Source organism: Gemmiger formicilis (assembly GCF_018784445.1).
GTDB lineage: Bacteria > Bacillota > Clostridia > Oscillospirales > Ruminococcaceae > Gemmiger.
Window position 1 is genome coordinate 1 of record NZ_WQOH01000003.1, and the last position, 1,696, is coordinate 1,696.

The following is a 1,696-nucleotide window of genomic DNA, read 5'->3' on the forward strand; positions in this document are numbered from 1 at the left end:
CTCGTCAGCGGATTATCCGGCATTGCTTCTTTGTACTTCGGAAGCAGAAAGCCTGTGAAGCAAGCTGCTAAAATTACAGTTATTGAAGCTATCCGCCAGTCTAACAATGCGGTATCAAAAAAGAAATTCCGTGATGGAAAAATCGTTTCTTTGGTTTTTGGCATTTATGGTTCGCTGGCAGCTAAAAATATTAAGCGTAATCCAAAACGCTTCCGAGCAATTACTGGCTCTATTTTCTTGTCGGTGGTAATTGCCCTTTCCTTATACAGTTTGTCTGATTTTATGCTTTATCAGACATCCTTGGACATGAAGGAGGACGGTTCCTGTTATACTGATGTGATTTCGACGATTCAATACAAAGATATTCCTACCGCAATCGGGGCATTATCGGATGAAAATATCACTGCGGATGTTTCCTATTCTTTTCAGCGATATATGACTGCTGAATTTTCGCAGGAACAAATCAATCCTGATATGCAGGGATATTTTATCAATGGTACGAAAGCAGAGGTATATGTCGTAGGACTGGACGAAGAACATTTTACTTCCTTTTGTGAGGAAAATGGCTTTCATATTATGACTGGCAGCTCCAATCGTGGAATCCTGCTCAATCAGACAATGGGATATTATAATGCGGGTCAAAATCGAGTGATTGCAGGCTCCCCGTTTCTTATTGAACCGGGAACTGAAATCATTCCGTTGGGGGCATCCGAGGATGCCTTGCCGATTATCGTGGAAGAAATCGTTTCAGATGAAAATGCAAATATCCAATCCATGTTTGTGAGAGATCGAGCTGTCCTCATTGTGCCTTTAAGTTATTTTAACTGGCTGATAGATGATAACGCCTATGTGGAAATGAGAATACAGACAGCACAGCATAAAGAAGCAATGGACTGTCTGGCTGACAGAGGATTTCCGCAAACTGTGGACATTGCAGCCGCAACGAATAATTCCAGACAGGTATATACGATTGCAAAACTGGTAATCTGCCTGTTCTCGATCCTGATGACGGTTATTATCAGTTTGAATGTTTGCAACACTATCTCAAATACAATTCATTTGAGAAGAAGCGAATTTGCTGTTCTGCGTTCTGTTGGTATGACTGCCAAAGGATTGAAATGTACGCTATTGCTTGAAGCTGTTTTGTACGGCGTAAAAGCATTGGTTCTTGCGTTGCCTGTGAGCTTTTTGATTCATTGTGCCATCTACTACTTCATATCGTCGGGTATGACACCATTTGCTTTTTATATCAACGGTGGTATTTATGCTCTTGCAGTTCTGGCGGTCGGTGCTATGGTATGTATCGCTATGCTGTTTGCTGTCAGAAGCGTATCAAAGGTGGAAATTGTAGAGGAACTGAAATTGAGCAATATGTAATCATTCAATCTAACAAAGCAACTGAAACGGAGGTAATAGAAATTGCGTAAAAAGAAACTGGTAAAGAGAGTTGCAGGCATTGCTTTGACTGTTGGTGTAGTTATACTTGCCATTGTATGTGTCGGTAAAGTAAATCGCATTCAGAACGAAAAAGATATTATTGGCACATGGAAGGATACAAATGCGGAGGAGGTATTTACCTTTCAAGAGAACGGGGAACTTGCTGTGAGTAAAGATATGCCCGATTCGGGTCTGTCCTGCGGTAACGCATCTTATGGTTTTTCTTACTCGGATATAATCTGCGTGACACAGGGAGATA

Annotated in this window: 2 protein-coding genes; both read left to right on the forward strand. The window is 41.2% G+C overall.

Features of this window, described 5'->3' with window-relative positions; translation table 11 throughout:
* On the forward strand, positions 1 to 1,377 hold a 1,377-nt coding region (locus GPK89_RS00270), incomplete at its 5' end, for an ABC transporter permease (protein WP_215690546.1).
* 42 nt (positions 1,378 to 1,419) lie between these two features.
* On the forward strand, positions 1,420 to 1,696 hold a 277-nt coding region (locus GPK89_RS00275; protein WP_215690547.1), incomplete at its 3' end, for a hypothetical protein.